This is a genomic window from Amycolatopsis albidoflavus, assembly GCF_039525725.1.
GTDB classification, from domain to species: Bacteria; Actinomycetota; Actinomycetes; order Mycobacteriales; family Pseudonocardiaceae; genus Amycolatopsis; species Amycolatopsis albidoflava.
In genome coordinates this window covers 817,265-832,667 of sequence record NZ_BAAAHV010000011.1, presented here as the reverse complement: position 1 = coordinate 832,667, position 15,403 = coordinate 817,265, and the positions used below count along the sequence as shown (strand labels likewise).

At 65.5% G+C, this 15,403-nt stretch carries 12 protein-coding genes; 3 read left to right on the top strand and 9 right to left on the bottom strand.

What is annotated here, in order from left to right; translation table 11 throughout:
* Window positions 1–295 precede the first annotated feature (295 nt).
* From ABD156_RS18330 to ABD156_RS18320, 3 genes are all read left to right on the top strand, one after another.
* Window positions 296–2,251, top strand: coding sequence for a tachylectin-related carbohydrate-binding protein (locus ABD156_RS18330; RefSeq protein WP_344274402.1), 1,956 nt, complete (start codon window positions 296–298; stop codon window positions 2,249–2,251).
* Window positions 2,252–2,498: 247 nt separating this feature from the next.
* The gene (locus tag ABD156_RS18325) at window positions 2,499–2,963 is read left to right on the top strand and encodes a hypothetical protein (protein ID WP_344274399.1); all 465 of its coding nucleotides are present in this window, start codon (window positions 2,499–2,501) and stop codon (window positions 2,961–2,963) included.
* Window positions 2,964–3,848: 885 nt separating this feature from the next.
* On the top strand, window positions 3,849–3,998 hold the full coding sequence (locus ABD156_RS18320; protein ID WP_344274396.1) for a hypothetical protein: 150 nt from the start codon (window positions 3,849–3,851) through the stop codon (window positions 3,996–3,998).
* 117 nt (window positions 3,999–4,115) lie between these two features.
* Here the strand turns inward: ABD156_RS18320 and ABD156_RS18315 are convergent, their stop codons facing one another.
* The 9 genes from ABD156_RS18315 to ABD156_RS18275 form a co-directional block, all read right to left on the bottom strand.
* Entirely contained in the window at window positions 4,116–4,520 is a 405-nt protein-coding gene (locus ABD156_RS18315) for a hypothetical protein (RefSeq protein ID WP_344274393.1), read from the bottom strand.
* Between the two features lie 629 nt (window positions 4,521–5,149).
* A complete protein-coding gene (locus ABD156_RS18310) occupies window positions 5,150–6,322 on the bottom strand; it encodes a Wadjet anti-phage system protein JetD domain-containing protein (protein ID WP_344274391.1) in 1,173 nt (390 codons plus the stop codon).
* Window positions 6,319–9,723, bottom strand: coding sequence for an ATP-binding protein (locus ABD156_RS18305; RefSeq protein WP_344274389.1), 3,405 nt, complete (start codon window positions 9,721–9,723; stop codon window positions 6,319–6,321). The genes ABD156_RS18310 and ABD156_RS18305 overlap by 4 nt, the downstream gene beginning before the upstream one ends.
* Entirely contained in the window at window positions 9,720–10,463 is a 744-nt protein-coding gene (locus ABD156_RS18300; protein WP_344274386.1) for a DUF4194 domain-containing protein, read from the bottom strand. The genes ABD156_RS18305 and ABD156_RS18300 overlap by 4 nt, the downstream gene beginning before the upstream one ends.
* Window positions 10,456–11,934 carry a DUF3375 family protein gene (locus ABD156_RS18295; RefSeq protein WP_344274522.1) on the bottom strand — a complete coding sequence of 493 codons (1,479 nt, stop codon included), beginning with the start codon at window positions 11,932–11,934 and terminating at the stop codon, window positions 10,456–10,458. Before ABD156_RS18295 ends, ABD156_RS18300 begins: the two co-directional genes overlap by 8 nt.
* 851 nt (window positions 11,935–12,785) lie before the next feature.
* Entirely contained in the window at window positions 12,786–13,112 is a 327-nt protein-coding gene (locus ABD156_RS18290; RefSeq protein WP_344274384.1) for a hypothetical protein, read from the bottom strand.
* Entirely contained in the window at window positions 13,079–13,432 is a 354-nt protein-coding gene (locus ABD156_RS18285; protein WP_344274381.1) for a hypothetical protein, read from the bottom strand. The genes ABD156_RS18290 and ABD156_RS18285 overlap by 34 nt, the downstream gene beginning before the upstream one ends.
* A 70-nt stretch (window positions 13,433–13,502) precedes the next feature.
* Entirely contained in the window at window positions 13,503–13,988 is a 486-nt protein-coding gene (locus ABD156_RS18280) for a hypothetical protein (protein WP_344274379.1), read from the bottom strand.
* Between the two features lie 256 nt (window positions 13,989–14,244).
* Window positions 14,245–15,396 carry a helix-turn-helix domain-containing protein gene (locus ABD156_RS18275; protein ID WP_344274375.1) on the bottom strand — a complete coding sequence of 384 codons (1,152 nt, stop codon included), beginning with the start codon at window positions 15,394–15,396 and terminating at the stop codon, window positions 14,245–14,247.
* Window positions 15,397–15,403 lie beyond the last annotated feature (7 nt).

Here is a 15,403-nt window from a genome sequence, read left to right as displayed (position 1 = left end):
CGCAAGCCAACCGGCCGCGGGCGGATCAGCGCCGCGCGGCGGGCTCCGGACGCAACCGCGTTCGCCGGGCCGCGCAAAACGTAATCGGTTCCCCAAGGAATCACCAAGTCGAGGCAACTCAAAGGTGACCTCCGTCGCCAGAACATGAAGATTTCTTGACTTTCGAGGCGAACAGACTGGATATTTCGGCCGGACTTCGTCACGGATCCGCGGCCGATCGCCGCGAGACAAGCGGCCTGCCCGCCAATCCGTCGCGACTCCACCTCACCGACCCACTGATCTCGAGAGGACGCGCATGCGCGTTGTCGCCCGGCTCCTGGCCATCGGCCTGCTGGCAGGCACCACTGCCACCACCGGAGCCCCTCACGCCCTCGCGGCCGACTCGGCCCAGCTACCGCTGGCAGAGGACTACGCCTACCCCGGCGCCGACCAGATCTTCGCCGACCGCGGACTGCGCCTCTACCGAGGCGACGGCCGCATCACCCTCGTCGACTGCCCCACCAAGGGATCCGCCGACGACAAGGTCATCCGCGCGAAGAGCACCAGCCAAGGCGAGTACTGCTTCAAAGTCTCCGCCCCGAACGGCTACCTGAGCCTGGAACTGCCCGAGACCTTCAAGATCCGCGGCGACGGCGACCACACCGTCGAAGCCAAGGTCTCCACCAAGGGCAAGGAAGAGACCGTCGCGGTCAACAAAACCCGCGACACCCCCGTGGGGGAGGGAATCAGCTACGAAAACGGCCCCGCCGTCCTCCTCGAACTGAAGGCCACCGGCGCCGCACCCGCCCCCACCGGCCAGAACACGAGCACCGCACCGATCGCGAAGATCGCCGTCGGCGCACCCGGCTATCCGGGAAGCCGCGCCTGCACCGGCACCCTCGTCGCCGCCCAATGGATCGCCACCGCCGCGTCCTGCTTCGCCGACGACCCGGCCACAAGCTCGACTGTCGCGGCCGGAGCCCCCAAACAGAAGACCACCGCCACCCTCGGCCGCGCCAGCCTCGCCGAGACCGACAAAGGACAGGTCCTCGACGTCACCTCCCTGATTCCGCGCAACGACCGGGATCTCGTGCTGGCCAAGCTCTCGGCCCCGGCCGCCGGCATCACCCCGGTGTCGCTCGCGACGTCTCCCGCCGCCTCGGGCGAATCGCTGAACGTGGCCGGGTACGGCCGGACCGCGACCGAGTGGACCCCCGACCTCGTTCACGGGACCGCCGCCACGGCAACAACCGCAACGGACACCGTCCTCGCCGTCACCCCCACCGGCGACATCGCCACCCCGTGCAAGGGCGACGCCGGCGGCCCCGTCTACCGCGACCTCGGCAACAACCGGTTCGAGCTCGTCGCGATCACCAGCACCGGCAGCCAGCAGGGCTGTCACGGCGCCTCCCCGGCGACGACCCGGAACGCCGCCGCGGCCAGAATCGACAATGTCGGCGACTGGATCCGGCAGAACGTGCCCGACCTCGCCATCGTCTGCAAGCCCGCCGCACCGATCTTCACCACCCGCGGCGACGGCACCCTGTGGCTCTACCAGCACACCGACCCCCGCAACGGCGCGTTCTCCTGGATCAACGGCAACGGCCAGCAGATCGGCAGCGGATGGCAGTCCGCCCGCTCGACCGCGGGCCCCGACGGCCTCGTCTACCAGGCCAACAGCAACGGCCAACTGCGCAAGTTCCGCTGGAACGGCACCGGCTGGGACCTCAACACCAGCCCCACCCCCTATTACGAGGTCATCGACAACGGCTGGGCCCGCTACGCCACCGCCGAATACAACAACCGCATCACCGTCGACACCCGCGGACACATCTACACCGTCGAACCCGACGGCAACCTGCACTGGCGCAACTACGACCCCGCCGCCAAGAAATGGGACCACCGCGTCCTCGGAAACGGCTGGGGCCAGTACGACCTCATCGCCGCCGCCGGCGACGGCGTCCTCTACGCCCGCACCCCCAAGGGCGAACTGTTCCGCTACGCCTACGACTCCTCGACCGGAGAATGGACCCAGAAGGCCAAACCCTCCGGCACCGGCTGGAACGGCTTCAAAACCGTCACCTCCCCCGGAGCCGACGTCCTCTACGGCTCCTACCCCGCCGAAGGCGGCGGCCTCCTCTGGTACCGCTACCTCCCCGCCAGCGACACCTGGTCCGACACCGGACGCGCCAACGGCAAACTCATCGGCACCGGCTGGTACGGCCTCTACGGCATGACCGCCACCCCCGACTCCTGCCGCCTCGCACGCTGACCAAACACATCGGGTCGGGTGCTCCAAAGCGGCACCCGACCCGATGCGAGCAGCCCCAGCAAGCCAGTACCCCGCCATGCCCAAGCCAAGTTCACGGCCGACACGGAGCCAGCCCCGAAGCAGCCCATCTCGTCGGAGTCGACGAAACCGACCAGACTGACACTCGACTGGTATAGACCTGGTAGACTGAACGCTGGAATGTCTTCCCCGCGCGAGCGGGGATGGGCCGGCTGGATGGACGTCGCGCGTGACCTCGGGCGCGTTCTCCTCACGCGAGCAGGAATACGATCAACTGGCCCGTATTGCGGAGCACGTCCTCGCCGTGCTCCTCGCCGGCACTCAGGTTGACATCTTCGACCTCTTCAACCCACAGACCGTCCTGGTCACCCCGGACTCTAGACAACACGTCCGCACTGCGCGACGATGCGAATTTTCCTGGAGCAAATCCGGAGCAAGACCACGGTTCCAACGACGCCGAACCGCGCTGAACCGCGTTCAGGTGCGGTCAACTGCGGCGGCGGTCCTGCGGGTTCTCGATAACCGCAGGTCAGGGACGTGCCCCGACCATTCTGGCAGTGAGGGGGTCAGCCGCACTGTTCCCGCAGGTCAGGAACATCCGTTCAACGCGATCCCTGCGGCACAGAGCAGCGCCCACAACAAGCGCGACCCACTGAACAACTTGCCGGACACGCTGGCCCCCAACTGCTTCTGATGCTTTTTCAAAGAGTGCAGTTCAGTATCTTATTCCTCGCCTATCTTCACCATTCCCATCAACACAAGGAAAGACGCCCCAAGGGCAATTACACTAAAGTCTCGCACATCTATTCTGATCATCGCACCCAAAGACACAAGTCGACACCCGATCGCGGTTCACCGCACGCCGGTTGACGTCCGACCGCAGAATCTCCGGACGACGCACGATCCGCGGCTTTAGCACGCCGCTGGCAATGACTCTTCCAGCGCTGCGGCGTTTCGTCCCGCGGCCCGCATTGATCGACTCAACCGCAACGAACTCGACGGCCGCCCGACCTGAATCGCGCAGAGATTAAGTCGAAGACACCGCACGCGGCAGCAGCTCTGCCCGCTCACACCTGACACGGTCCCAGAACTCGATCGTCAACCTGACACTGCCTCAGGCCCTGGATGCACGCGTCAAGCGACGAATCGACATATCGGGCGAGATCAACCGCGCCAAGATCGACAGCGGCCAACGCAGCGCCGACCCACGGCTTCGAACTGCCACCCCGGCAACCGCGGCGGACCACCGACGACCCGACAGCCGACCGCTTGGACGACTGTCAAAATCGACACCAAATCGCCCCTGCCGACTGGCAGCAAAAAGCCCAGGTCTAAGACCTGGGCTTTGCTCCCCCCCGCTCGGACTCGAACCAAGAACCCTCCGGTTAATTGTAGCTAGCAACTTCGAACCGATCCCATTCGATCCAGCTGGGATATTCGCTATCGTTTATGATCTGATTCGACCTCAATCGACGTCATTTGACGTCATTTGACGTCCAATTTCGCCCTTAAATCGACCCTAGTTCGACGGGCGCAGGGCGTCGCGCAGTGTCAAGCCGACGACGGCAGACTGGTCACCGTGATCGGCCACATGCGCGACGTCGCCGAGAACTTCGTCAACGTCTTGCTGGTCACCCGCACCCCAGGTGGCAGTCAGGCGCGCTGGCTCGACCCGGCCGAGCGCGACCAACTCGTCACCGACGAATTGTCGGCCGGGCTGCTGAGCTGAATCGCGAGAGTTGCCGGCCGGATCGCCCGGTGTCGCAGTGGAATGCCATCGGCCCCTCCACACGTCGCCCGGTCACTCTTTCTTGAGCGGGTACAGCGGACCGTTCGACCAGTTGATCTATTCGCCTAACTCTTCCGCAGCAAGAGTGGCGATGTGGCGAGCCGCGTAAAAGTGGATACGCGCGCAGGAGATCGCGCCAGTCAACCCGATGGAGTGCTTCCCACCCGGCTTGGCACGCAAGACACTGCTGGCTGTCGCGGCACCGGTTCCCTTTACCGGGCCCGGCCACACTTCACTGCGCCAGCCGCTGACTAGGCCGTGCGTCAGGCAGTGACGCACCTCCATCCAGCCGTCTGCTCGGGACACGGTCTCGTCCCAGCCAATCGTCTCGGTTGCGGGGCGACCGCTGACGCCCGGGATGTTCCACACTCGAACGGAGAAGTCCTGTCCCAGCTTTGGCTTCAACGCCGGGATCTCGGCGACGACTTTCGAAGAGAACAACCGCACAGTTGGGTTGTTCATCGTGACTTTCCTGGCCACCTGCGCAAAACCGTGCCCTGCAACAGGGGAACAACCGCCAGGAACTCCTCAACGAAGCCTTCAAACGCGGCGACCACCGATAGCGTCACGGCTGGAGCAAGCGCGGCAGAGTTGCCCGAACCGCCCGCGTCGCGCGGGATGCAAGGCGATGAGGCGCTGCGAAACCTCCAGCGATCTGAAGTACTTGTCCGTCGCTGCTTGCAGATCAGGTGACAGCAACAATGCCTGCCTCTCGAATGTCGGCTCATGCCAAGGCCGAGTCACGCTACCCGAGGCGTCCCAACCACAAGACATCGGCCGCGGGTCAAGGAACTTCAGTACATTTTTCGCTTGAAGTGAGCCGAACCACGTCGAAGACCACCGACGCGATTCGTCGAAGTTCGGCCACTCCGGCCGGGTCGACGCCGTAGATACGATCGACCCGTGCACCGAGGACTCGACCAGCGCGACGGCCTTGAGCACACGGTCACCGGAGCGACTGAACAGCCGTTGTCATGCTTAACTCGCGCTGGGCACCCGCCGAACGACCCCGGAGCTGAACCACCTCCTCAGCGAAGTCCCGAACGGTCTGGAGCTGGCTTGGTGCTCGTCGGTCATGCACGACGACGGGTCTAGGTCGATCGAGTCCGCCCTATTTTCCGCAGCTCAGCTACCGCATCAGCGGCCACCGACAGCGGTAGGCGCTCCTGCTCGACCCGCCGATGACCGCGCAGGTCGGGACGCAACAGCAGGTCGTAGACCTCGCGTTCCCCCGGCGTGAGCAGCGGCAAGGCTTTGGGGGTGGCCGGTTTCAACGGCACGCCCCTCTGGTCTGTGTCGGTGCCGAATCGCTCGTAAGTCTCGTAAGTCGCCCGGTCCATCAGGATGCTGCCAACCTCGACGCCATCCTCGCGCCAGCCGTTCAGGATCTCGTAACCGTGCGTGTCGATGTCACCCCAGTAGCAGAGGCGGGGCGCGCCGGTCAGCCAAGGGAACGCCGCCGCAGTCTTGCCTCCGAAGCCGTCGCCCTCCACTGCGATACCACCCTCGACCGGCGGGAAATGGAGGGCGGTGTCCTTGTTTTCGGAGATCACGACGACCTCCGGGCGGTAGGACGGTGCGAAAGCGTCGCCGACTGTCGCGCTGTCGTAGTGACGCCTACCCAACTTGCGGTGTCCGGGGTCCAGGTAGGTGAAGTGGATCCGAGCCGGATGCGGAGGCAGAAGGCCAAGTCCCTCCTTGCAGCTGAGCGCGGCAATCAAGGACTGATGACTGTTCAACCACTTGGCATGCACCCCGGGCACAGGCACTTGCCGCGGGGTAAGCCCTGCGGCGTCGTTCGCCTGGAACCAGCGAGCGACGGTCTGGAGCAGGTCGAAATCGACTTCACTGTATTCGTGCACGGCCCGGATCACAGTGGCAAGGTTCTCCGACGCCGGGAACGCGTCGACCAAACGCGCAAGCCGTTCTCGAGCCCGGCTCAGCTTGACGTCCCATCCGTCCCCGGCAACCGAGGCCGCCGCCTCAATCGAATCGATTTCGACGTGGGTAGGGATGTCCTGCGTTGTGCTGTACACGCGTTTCGGAGCCGTGAGCAACCGAGCCGGGCGACCGCTCACCCATTCGCGCCACTCCCGCCTCAGCGGTTCATACGTGGTTTGCCACTCGTTCTCCAGGGCGGTCTTCGTAGTCGTACCCAGGGAAAAACGGTGCGGCCAAGACACGGTCGTCCCCATGAGGTCGGTGGCCCACGTGTTGCCGAGCCTCCTGCGGATGTCACCGGCGACGGCGGCGGGTGCCTTCACGCGGACTCCTCCGCTGCCAGCGACCGCACGGCACGGCGGGTCGTCGGCGGCAGTGCCTTCACCGACGAATAGCCGCTGGCGCTCTTTGCCATGTAGAGCACGTGGTCGGCGTGCGGTTCGAGTGCGGTGAACTGGCCGTACGGCGCTCCGATGATCAACTGGAAACCGAGCCCCTTCCACGCGTCGACGGCCCGCCCGGCGAACTCGCTGTCGGCCTTGACGAACCCTTCGTCCAGGAACACTGGCGCGAATCGCGGGCGGGCCTGGGCTTCGTCGCCCAGCTGGAACCGGAGCGCGGCTCCGACGATGAAGGCGACCAGCTCCTGGGTCTCCCCGCCGGACTTACCCCCGAGAGCCGCGTAGGTCGACCGTTCGCGACCTTCGTCGTCGTAGGACACCGCGGTGATCTCGATGTGCTTGCGCACGTCGAGAAAATAGTCGCGGTGGGACTTGCCCGGGGCGTCGGTGCGGATGTGCCGCATGAAGCGGCGAAGCCGGGTGAACCAGTTCTGGACCTGTTCGTCGCTGAAAGTGTCAGTGTCCGCCCGGGAAAGAACGCTGAGTTCTCTCTTGAACTTGACCACATCGTCACGGCGCAGCTCCCGGAGATCGATCTTGAGTCGGTACCGGTGGGCCCCGAACGGGAGCCGGGCCAGGATCGCATTGACTGGTTCGAGCCGGTTACGGATGTCCTCGACCGCTAGGCTGAAGGCACCGGCTAGCGGCACAAGGTCCTGGCCGGACCATTCGGTGAGCCGCTTCGTCCACTCCCGGCGGCGTTCGTGCAATCCGGTCGCGGTGATCGTGTCGAGTATGCGCCGGTACGAGGCATGGTCCTCCACGGAGTCCGAGAGGCTGGGGTCGGGCCAGCGTTCGAGGTAGTTCCGGAATGTCTCCTCGAGCGAGCGAGCCGCGTTGTTCGCCTTTTCGCGAGCCCCCTTGCCGCGTTCGGCGAGCTTGCCTTTCAGCCGGCCGGCACCGACTTGGAACCCGGCGCGGTCACCGACCGTCGCAACCAGCGCGAACTCGGCAGTCAGCAGCTCGGCCTGTTCTTCCGTCAGGGTGACGGCCTGGTCGCGCTCGATGCGCTGGATTTCGCCGACGACGTGGTCCTTGCGCTTGATGACTTTGCCGCGCTCGGCTTCCAGTCTTTCGAGTTCAGCTCCGAGAGCACCGATTTCCCGGCCGGCACTTGTCAACGCGACCTTGAGGCGCTCGAGTTCCTCGTTGAGCGCCCGTAGCGCGTCGTCCGACTCGAGAAGACGCTTCTTCTGCTCCTGAAGCCGTTCGATGTCCGCTCGGATGCTGTCCGGATCGATGCTGCGCCACGCGGTCGCCAGTACGAGCTCGTGTGCGGCCTTGGCCGTGTGCAGGCCGTTGAACTCGATGTCTACGGCTTGCCGCCGCCGGTCCAGGCCGTTGAGGATATCCTCGAGTTCGCCGAGCCGTTGCTTGATCTCGGCGACCCGCTCTTCCTTCGAAAAGCCGATCACATACGGGGCATTGAGCTCACCGTGAGCACCGGAACGTCCCTGCCGGGTCTGGCCGTTGACCGTGACCCGGCGTCCCCCGCCGCCGAGTTCCTCCGCGGTCTCGACGCACAGCGCATCCGTGTTCGAAGCGGTGATGCGGTCCTGCACCCACGTAGTGAAAGGCGTGTTCTTGAAGGCAAGCTTGCCCGACACGAACCGCGGGTCCATGTCCTCCGGTTCGAACTGTGCAAGGTCGATCCCCTCGAAGTTGACCCGCCGCGGCAGTCTAATGCCGTCGATCAGGCGGGAAACCCGGTCGAGGTGCCGGACGTCGACGAGCAGAATCCGGGCGACGCCGAACAGCGTCGTTTCGACGGCCTTCCGCCACTGCTTGTGCTCGGGTCGGACGTCGACGAGCTCCCCGGCGAACGGGAGGTTCTTCGGTTCGATACCGGTCGCTTCGGCGATCAGCATTCGGGCTTGGTGCAGGCCCGGGTCCATGCGGCCGTCGCGATCCCGCAGTGACCTGAGTTCTTCGCCGAGTTCCCTTCTCTCGTTGCTGGGCTCGTACAGGTCGGTGTAGAGCGCCGTTCGGCGTTCATCGACCGCCTTGAGCGCAGACCCGAACCCGGCGAGGAAGTCATTCGCTCGCTCCTGCGCCGCACCGAATTCCGCCTCCGTGTCGATCCGCGCGCCGAGGCTGGCGGTCGACCGGTCGAAGTTGCCGCGCTGTGCTTCGGCAGCCAGGAAATCCTGCTCCAGCACAGCGACGTCCGCGTCGATCCGCTCGAGCGTCGCTTGGGATTCGTTGTCACCGAGGTCCGCTTCGACGGCTAGCTTCTCCTTCTGAAGACGCGCTTCCCGTCTCTCCGCATCGGACTTCTTTTCCGATGTTCGCTTGCGTTGGTCGCGAAGATCGTCTTCGGCCCCTTCGAGCAAGGTGTCCTCGGTAGTCAGCTTCCACAACTCGAACGGGCTGTCCCCGGTGCGGTGAATCCCGAAGGTGTCGATGAGCCGGGCATCCGCCAGCGCTTTTTCCCGTTCCTCGCAGAGTTCTGGCACCCGCGCGAGCGCCTCCGCCTTCTTCGCCTCAGTCGCCATGGCTTCGTAGGCGTCTTCGAGGTCCTTGAAGTGACCGATCGCCGCGTCGGCTGCCTGGTAGGTTCCCGGTGTCTCGATGACCATCGACTTGTACAGGTCGTCGACGGTGCGAACCTGCTGCCCACCTTGTATCCGGGCAAGCAGCCGGACGGCCTTGGCACCGTCACCCTGAGCCCCGATGCCGAGCCGCGTGAAGAACGCTTGGGAGAAGGCGCCATAGGATTCGTGCATCTTCAAGTTCGGGAACCGGGCGGTCACGGCACGTTTGTCGAACTTGCCCTCGGCGAACTGCTCGAGTTCCCGCAGGTCGATGGTGCCGTCGATCGTGCACATCTTGCGGGTCAGATCGCTGTCTCGGACCGCGGACCGCGGAACGTAGAACAGTCGCGCGAGAGTGTAGCGGTGTTCGCTGTCGTCGATGAAGGTCACCGCGAGAGCGCCCCAGGTCGCCGAGTCACGGCCGCGCAGAACCTGGTCGGAAAGCTCGCCGGTGCCGGTGTCCCGGCCGGTGTCCAGTTTGCCTCGCAGGTACGAAACCAGGCTGCGTTGGTCGGCGCTGCGCGCCCGGCCGACGGTGGCGTCGTTCGACGCCCCGTTGAACGGCGTGTTCGCGTCCATGACAAGCGCGATGTAGCCGTCGAGCAGCGTCGACTTACCAGTGCCGGACGCACCGGAGAGCAGCGTCGTGGTGCTCGCGAACTCGACGGTGCAGTGGCCGTGGAACCCGCCCCAGTTAACCAGCTGCAGCGTCTCGACTTTCCACTGCGGCGTTCCCTCGCCGGTTCCGGGCAGGTACCGGATCGAGGGCTGGGTCGCACCCGCTGTCACGACGTCGCCTGACTCTCCGTCGAGGCGGCATCGGCACGGTTCTCGTCGATGAGCCATTCCCACAGCTCGTGCAACCGGGGCAGCGGCAGCAGCACCGCGATGACCGGGGAGACCCGCAGCCGGGTGGGGTCGTTGGTCCGGGCGAGGACCTTCGCCTTCAGGAGGCTGTCAACCGCGTTGACGGCCTTCGCCTCATCACCGGACCGGTTGGTCGCGGAGGCGGGCCGGAACGAGGCGACGTGGGCGACGAGTTCGTCCCGCTCGATGGTGACGTCGTCGTGCCCAGCAGCCTGCTCACTTTGGAACCGATGCCGGAGGAAGACCAGCATGATCGTCTCTTCCCGCGTGTACGCCGTGTCGTGCAGGAGCGTCGGGAACTCCTTCGCGCCGCCCTCCGCGACCGCCTGCCGCTTGAACGCGACCTCGAAGTGCCGGTCCAGGTGGAGGTCCAGGAACAGGTCGTTCAGGCGGGCTTTGATCGGCGCGGGATCCTCGCGGATGACCCGCCACTCCGCGGGGTGCTGCACGGCAGAAATGAACCGATTCTTGAGCAGGATCACCAAGGCTCGGCGCTGAGCGAGCGAGAGCCCACCCGTATCCCCCTCGAAAAGCGCGAACGTCGACTCGCCTTCTTCTGGCTCGACGGCGTCACCGGGTTCGTCGATGAAACCGGTGTCGTCGATGAAACCGGTGTCGTCGTCGAACTCGGCGCCGGAAGAGTCGGCCGTTTCGTCACTCATCGCCGGCTCCTTCGAGCGACCAGCCATCGAGTGTCGCCACCTCGTCCAGGGTGAGCGTGATGGCAGGCACCAGAAAGTTCCGTCGGTTCCCGTCCGGGCGGATGGCTTCGAAGACCTCCGGACCGGCGTCGTCCCGAAGAGCACCAATCCCGTTCACGACGTGCAGTAGCCCGAGCACCTCGACCGGCCGGCGCAGGCGCGCCGGCAGCTCGTTGAACATCCGGCCGACGGTGTCCATATCGCCGGTCGCGAATGAGTCGACAAGGGCGAGCCGCAGTTCTTCCAAGGACGGACCGCCTCGCATGCGCAGCTCCTCGACGGTCGGCGGTTCCGGGGCGTCCTCCTCGACGTCTTCCAACGGCGGGGGTGGCGCTGCCGAGGCCGGATCCCACAAGCGCTCACGAAAGTGACCGACCTTCGCGGTCGGCGGCAGGAGCCCGACCGGGACCGTCGCCCGGGGCCCGGCTGTCTCCATCCACGTCGCCAGTTCGCGGTCGATGCCGCGCAGTACCCGCCCCAGCTCGCGCTCCTGAAGGACGTCGTGGTTCACGATGTGCTCCTTCAGCGTCGCGGTGAGCCGCCGGCGCTGCGCGAGCACGTCCTTGGTTCCCTGCCGGATCACCGCCTCCGCACCACGGATCTCGTTCAGGTCCTGGGTCTCGAGAACGGCCGCTGCGGGGTGCGCGAGGATCACTTGGACGTTCTCCCGCAGCTCGAGCAGGAGCGCGTCGTCGCGCAGCAGCACAAAAGCTCCATCGAACGCCCGACCCTCCGGAGTCGCCTTCACCAGCTCGTCTTGGTCGCGCAGGTATTCGTCGAGCACCTCGGCGACGGCGCGGTCCTCGTCGCGAAAGTCCCTGAGGATCTTGCGGTGCATGTCGAGCACCGACTCCTCGACGCGCTTGAAGTCCGACGGCAGCTGCCCTATCAGGTCGATGAGGTTCGTGTAGCCGTCCAGCATCCGGTCGTCGGACGCGGCGGCCACGTCACCGCCCGCTTCCAGTCGATCACGCTCGGCTTCCAGCTCGTGGATCTGCACGTTCAACCGCTCGATGCGTGCATCGGCGTCCGGCGCGGCCTCGAGCGCCCATCTTCGGACCGTGTCAAGAATTGTCGTCAACCGCGACTCTGATACGAGCACGCGATCCCGGGACATGCCTTGTACGAGGTCGATCGCCTCCAAGGCGAACGAAGTCAGCGAATATTCCAGGCTTCCATCCTGGGCGTTGTCTCGAAATAACCACTGGTCGTTCACCCACGAGTTGCACAACGATCGTCCAGTCGCGTTCGGTGGCACGTCGACGCCGTTGCCCTGCAATTCGTCGAGCAGAGTGTCGACCTGCACGTGCAGCCGATCGGCTTGCACCGAACGACGATCGCGGGAGAAGGAGCACCGGAAGACCGCGACTCGGAACGCCGCCCACTTGCCGTCCAGCAGCCGGAGTGTGGGCCGTTCAAGGGCATCTCGCACCCGGGCGTGTTCGCCGACGACCCCGCTCACATAACCTCCCCGTGCCGCAGGCCCGAACCTCCCCGAGACGGTAACCCCGGCCACCGACAGTTTCGGCGCTTCCGCTTTCTTCGGTGGTCGCCAGTTTCAGGACGAGCGTTTCCCGTGGCAGCCAATCGTTACGATCTCGTGGTAAGGGAAGTGAATGTGCAGCACGTCGGCAGCCGCGGATCAGCCATCCGGCCGATCCGAACCTGCATTCCGACCGATGCGGGTGAGGTCATCGATCAGCAGTCATCGGTGCCGTGACTTTCGATCCGGTCACCGATGCGGCAGCGAAATGCCTGGTCAGGGTGGCCGCGCGGCCGCAGACAAAAATCCTCTCCGCGATGCTCTCCGGACTGCTGCGCTCATTAATCAACGGGGTAGTCGCTGCGACCGCGCCGATTCCCTCTGTCTCGACATCTTCCCACTCGAGCAGGGGCTCCGCGCGGGAGCTGAGGGCGACGGGATGCACGCTCACCCGCAGATCGAGACGCTCGCTCGTCGACCAGCGAGCGTGACTCCTGGATCGCATGGCCAGCCTTAAGCTCCAGCTCGTCGCCTACGCCGCACGACGGCTCCGAGCAGAACAAGGAGCACGACGCCGATTGCACCGCCGACGGCGTACCCGGTGTCACCTTCGCGGTCTCGGCGACCGTCGTCAAGGCGATCTCCGCAGCGGACGCGACCGGCCAGAGGCAGATCCCGGTCGAAACTGCCATCCTCGGCGGTTGTGCAGCCACCGAGACGCGCCCACACCACTAGATCCGGCCAGCGCGCCGCTAAACCGCGGTCGAGTTCCGTTGGCCGCCGCAGTTCGGAAGTTGATGTCATAGCTTGGTTACAGGCAATGTCGAGACCGTGAAAACTCGTGAGATCCGGGTACGGCCGCCGTTCAATGTGCCGTCGACTAGCTGCCCGTGTGGCCAGTCGGAGTGCTCGCCGGTGGGCGGGCACGTCGGGTCTCGGTAGCCCGGCCCAGTGATCCTGCTGCTGAAATAGGTGCTGTCGTTGACATTTCGCGCTGTGGGGAACTGGACACGGAACTGCTCGGCGATGCCCGCGGTTTCGGTCTGGTCCTTCGGCACCACGGTCACCGAGGCTGGCATAGCGTCCGCCGACGTCAACTCCAGCAGATCCAGCTGGTTCGCGAACATCTTCCGGAACCTCGCGTAGCCCGCCTGCTTGGTCTCGGTGTAAGACCGCAGGACTCGGGATCGCCGCGCAACGCCCGGGCGACGACCGCCGTCTCGGTGTCGGTGCCGACCATGACGGTCACGGTGTTGGCGCAGACGTCGCGGTCGCCGATCGGTATCGCACCTTCCGGCAGCGAATACCCGTCGACGTAGCGTCCGTCGAACAGCCGCCAGCCCGAACCGCCCAGCACCGCGACGGCGTCCAGCACGACCGTTGCCATCGCCAGCCGATACCAGCGAGCAGGGCGCGGCTGTCCTGCGCTGAGGCCCGGTTCGCTCATCACGTGTCCTTGTTCTGGCGTTCGGCTGAACGCGCCGGCTCACGCCTGGCTGGGCGGCTGGTTGCGGTCCTCACGGGCGATTGGACGCGAAGTCGTCGAACGCAGGATACGGTTCCCAGTTCGCGTCGATCAGCACATCCCGGTAGTCCTCGGAGCTCACGGAGTTCCCTTGTCGCAGCTCACGGCGCACGACGCCGTCGGGCTTCTCCCAGAAGATGTCCTCGATGAAGACGGCTTCGTTCATCGCGTGGAACTTCCCGTCGTCCGGGTACTCCCACCGCACCACGTGCCGCAGAAACAGGGTGTCCGGTTCCATGAGCCAGAACCCGTAGGACAAACGCGTGCTACCGTGGCCGTCGAAGAATTTGACGGTGATCCGGTAGCTCGTTTGCGGATTGATCTCCAGCACACAGTCCGGATCGGACACCTCCCCGATGACTGCGCTGAACCGCCTTCCGTTGTTTTCGTATCGACGCTTCGCGGTCCGTTCCGTGAACGGCTGCCACATAGCCCGGTCTTCACCGCCCCACGCCCGGCAATGGTGCACAGTCAACACTGAAAACCCCCTGATGCTGAACGCGCCATCGGCCCCAGAATCAGCCACCCAGCGGTCCTGGAAATCCTGTCCCGCTGCGGTGCCTGGACGAGCAAACCGTCACCGCCCCGGGCACGACGGCCGCGACAACCTCAGCCGCCAGCTCGAAGCGGCACGGGCTTGCCGGAACCGAAGTTCCAGTCCCTGGCCAGCAAATGCAGGGATCGAGTCCAAGGCTCCGGCCTGCGGACGTAGCGGCCCGCTCCAGCGGGACGGCTTAAGCGGTCTTGAGCAGTCCCATACGCAAAGCCATGCCTCGGACGTTTCGCGCAACGCCTTCGCGGCGCGCGCGGGCAAGCATGGTCGAGACGATCTCCCGGACAAATGGGTTCGTGAGGGTGCGAATACGACCGAGCTTCTCGGCTTGCATGAGCAGTGAGACTATTTCCTCGTCAGGACGGTGCAGGCCGTAGAGCGCGCGGGCGTGCTCGATGAGGAACGTCGTGCGACGCGAGTCGATGGTCAGTTCTGCCGGATCGACTGTCGCCGCGAGCGCGGCGGCTTCAGCATGCTCGCCCTTCTCCAGGGCGACCGAGATCCGCCACAACACCACGTTCTCCGGACTGAACAGCAAGAAATTCCGGTTGCCGAACTCGGTGCGCTCGGCGAGCCCAGCGGCCTCGTCGAGGGCAGCGCTGGAGTCGCCGCCGAGCACCGACTCGGCATACCCGGTCGTGAGCGTCAACGCTCCGCGCACGTCGTAAGCCGCGGCCGGGACCGTGTCCAGGGCGCGTTCAGCAAGCTTTCCGGCACGCTTGTGCGCCCCGAGTCCGGAAAGTGCTTGCGTGCGAGCGAACTCGGCGAGCGCGATCCATGCGGGCTCGCCGAGCTTCAGCGCCGCCTCGTGTCCGCGGTCGGCGGCGATCCACGCCAACTCGAACGCGCCCAGCCCCTTGGTCAGCAGCGTCGTAGTGTGCGTGGCGGTCACGAGCGACCGCAACGCTTCCGGCTTGTCGACGTGAGTGTGCAAGGACAGCAGCAGTTCCGGAAGCCGCGCACCGACCTCGGCGTCTTGGTTGGCCTGGCGCAAGGCCGCGAGGAGTTGCGTTTCCGACAACAGCTCGGCAAGGTCACCGGCCGGCGGCTCGGTGCCGTCGAGGTCGGTGGACAGCAGCGCATCGCGGATGGCGGGGATCGTGGCGTCCGCCTGCGGGTCCCGGATCTCCAAGCCGTCACCGGTGATGTCGGACAGGCTCACCCGAAGGGCACCTGCGATCTTGACCAGCGTCGAGCGCCGGTCGACCGGCTTCTGCTCATTTTCGATCTTCGACAGATAGCCCTTGCTGATCCCGGACAGGCCAGCAAGCTGGTCGAGCGTCAGGCCACGCCAGCGGCGAAAGCGTCGGATGGTGACACCGATCGAACCCATATCGACC

What these genes read in the sequence shown, in the direction of transcription:
- ABD156_RS18290 (WP_344274384.1), bottom strand. Translation starts at nt 13,112, where the DNA reads ATGTTCGCGAACCAGCTGGATCTGCTGGAGTTGACGTCGGCGGACGCT.
- ABD156_RS18315 (WP_344274393.1), bottom strand. Translation starts at nt 4,520, where the DNA reads ATGAACAACCCAACTGTGCGGTTGTTCTCTTCGAAAGTCGTCGCCGAG.
- ABD156_RS18330 (WP_344274402.1), top strand. Translation starts at nt 296, where the DNA reads ATGCGCGTTGTCGCCCGGCTCCTGGCCATCGGCCTGCTGGCAGGCACC.
- ABD156_RS18285 (WP_344274381.1), bottom strand. Translation starts at nt 13,432, where the DNA reads ATGAGCGAACCGGGCCTCAGCGCAGGACAGCCGCGCCCTGCTCGCTGG.
- ABD156_RS18275 (WP_344274375.1), bottom strand. Translation starts at nt 15,396, where the DNA reads ATGGGTTCGATCGGTGTCACCATCCGACGCTTTCGCCGCTGGCGTGGC.
- ABD156_RS18300 (WP_344274386.1), bottom strand. Translation starts at nt 10,463, where the DNA reads ATGAGTGACGAAACGGCCGACTCTTCCGGCGCCGAGTTCGACGACGAC.